A 2,445-nucleotide genomic window follows, 5' to 3' on the forward strand; every position below is an offset into this window, starting at 1 on the left:
GGTCAAGCTGCGCATGCAATTGCGCGGCCAGCGTCGGCTCGGCAGCCATCAGGTCCAGCGCGCTGATGTCGCCGTCCTCGGCACGACGCATCCGGGTCATGCCTTCGCCCTGCCAGGAGTCGCTGCTGACGGCGTCGAGCAGGGCCTCGGCGGCCTCGGCAGCTGATGCATCCACCCCTTCCGGCAGCGGCAGATCGGGCGCGGAGATCACCTCCTGGCCGTCGATGCTGTCGAGGCCGGCGCCGTCGAAACCATCGGCACTGTCGGCCACGCGGTCGGGCTCGACGCGTTCGCCGTTGGTCGGCGTTGCCGGCTCGCTGCCCTCGCCTTCCTCGCCTTCGAGAAATGGGTTGCGGCCCAGCACGGACTGCAATTCGTGCGCAAAGTCGGTGGACGAAAGCTGCAGCAGCCACACCGCGCGTTGCAGGCGCGGCGACAGGGCTTGCTGTTGGCGTTGTTCGGTATGTCGCTGGATGGAAAGCATGCTGTTTTCTCGTCGAAGGTTGACGTTGAATACAGCCTTCAATGCATGCTTCGTGCCGGATCCGCGCGCTGTTGCATCAAGTCACGTCTGTAAGCAAAACAGCGTCCAAGTGCGTGTTTTTGCTGGGCTCCACGGGCACGCAAACTGCCGCGACCGCTGACGAATGTTTCGATCGGACCGCTTGAGGCGAGGCGCCCGCGCCCGTTCGTCACCAGCGCGTGAGAAGAATTGCCACGAAGCGGTCAGGTTTACCGATCGCGCTCGGCCGCGTCACGGGCCTTCAGGGCCGGCGAAAGGCATACAAGGTGGCCTTCGGCGCTTGCCCGCCAGAGTCCGCCCCGCCGAGCGCATCGCGAGCGATCAATGCATCGAGCACCGCCGGATCGACAGGTTTGAGCAGGTGCTCGTCAAAGCCCGCCTCGCGGCCACGCAGGCGATCGCTGGCCTGCCCATAGCCGGTCAATGCGATCAGCAGCTTGTCGCGCGTCGCGGGCAGCTGGCGCAGCCGGCGTGCGACCTCATAGCCATCCATCCTCGGCAGCCCGATGTCCAGCAGCACGACATCGGGGGCGAAACCCTCGACGATGTCCAAGGCCTCCAGGCCGTCGTGTGCGATGCGCACCTCATGGCCTGACAAGCTCAGCATCGTCGCCGTCGTGTCGGCCACATCGGGGTTGTCTTCCACCACCAGGATGCGGCGGCCCGGCGTTGCCACGGGCTGGGCCTGTTCGTCCGGCGCGGCGATGTCGGCCGGCCGGTTCAATGCCGGCAGGTAGATCCGGAACTCGGCCCCCTGGCCCGGCCCGGCGCTCAAGGCCTCGACCCGGCCGCCATGCAGCTTGACCAGCAACTGCACCAGCGTCAGCCCGATGCCGAGCCCACCCTGGCTGCGGTCGAGCGCGCGATGGCCTTGTTCGAACAGATCGAACACGCGAGGCAGCAGATCGGCCTCGATGCCCATGCCGTTGTCGCGCACGCTGATGACGGCCTGCCCTTCTTCGCTGGTGACGCTGACGTTCAGGCTGCCGTCGTCATGGGTGTACTTGATGGCGTTGCTGAGCAGGTTGCTCACCACCTGCTGGATGCGTGCCCCATCCCCCTGGACCGACACCGGTTCGGCCGGCAGCGCCAGCGTCAGCAGCTGGCGGCGCGTGGCGATGAGGGGGCGCTGTGCTTCGACGCATTCGGCCACCAGCGTGCTCAGGTCCAGCGGCGCTCGCTGCAACACGATCTTGCCCTGGCTGATGCGGGCCACGTCCAGCAATTCGTCGACCAGCCGGGTCAGCTGGCGCACCTGGCGGTCGGTGATGTCGGTGGCCCATTTGAGCGTGCTGTCGTTGGGCGCCTTGCGGCGAATCACCTCGACGGCGTTGCGGATCGGCGCCAGCGGGTTGCGCAGYTCGTGSGMCAGCRTGGCSAGRAAYTCGTCCTTGCGCCGGCTGGCCTCTTCGAGCCGGGTTTCGGCCTGGCGCCGCTCGGCGATCTCGACCTGCAGGCTCTGGTGCAACTGCGCCGCGGCGAGGCCGATGGCCGCGCGTGTCGCCACCTCGTCCAGCAGCGCTTCGCCCAGGGTCGTCAACGGGCCCTGCAGCAGCAAGGCGCCCAGCACCCGGTCACCATGGCGCAGCGGTGCCACCTGCAAGCCATCACGCGCCGCGGGCTCCACCGCCGTCTGGGCGTTGGCAGACGTCAGCGCCTTGTTCAGCGCTTCCAGTTCGTCCGGTGTCAGCTCATCGGCGGCCACCTCGATGGTGCGGCTCGCGCTGTCGTGCCGCCGCACCACGTGTTCGACCTGCATGCGATCGTCGACCAGCACCACCGCGGCCGCCTCGCACAGCGCCGGCACCGCCTGGGCCATCAGCCTGTGCAAACCAACCGGCACATCGAGCAGACCCGACAACGAATGGCTCAGCTCCGACAGGTAGGCCGAGCGGCGCGTCGATTCCTGGGCCACCTGCAGC

The 2,445-nt window shown here is 67.7% G+C and carries 1 protein-coding gene and 1 pseudogene; both read right to left on the reverse strand.

Features of this window, described 5'->3' with window-relative positions; translation table 11 throughout:
- Positions 1 to 484, reverse strand: a pseudogene (locus tag AC1DYI_RS32750) (hypothetical protein); the annotation flags it as partial.
- 280 nt (positions 485 to 764) lie between these two features.
- A partial coding sequence (locus tag AC1DYI_RS32755; RefSeq protein ID WP_477208286.1) for a hybrid sensor histidine kinase/response regulator occupies positions 765 to 2,445 on the reverse strand: 1,681 nt, incomplete at its 5' end.

The sequence above is a fragment of the Ideonella sp. P3_A4 genome (genome assembly GCF_056403075.1).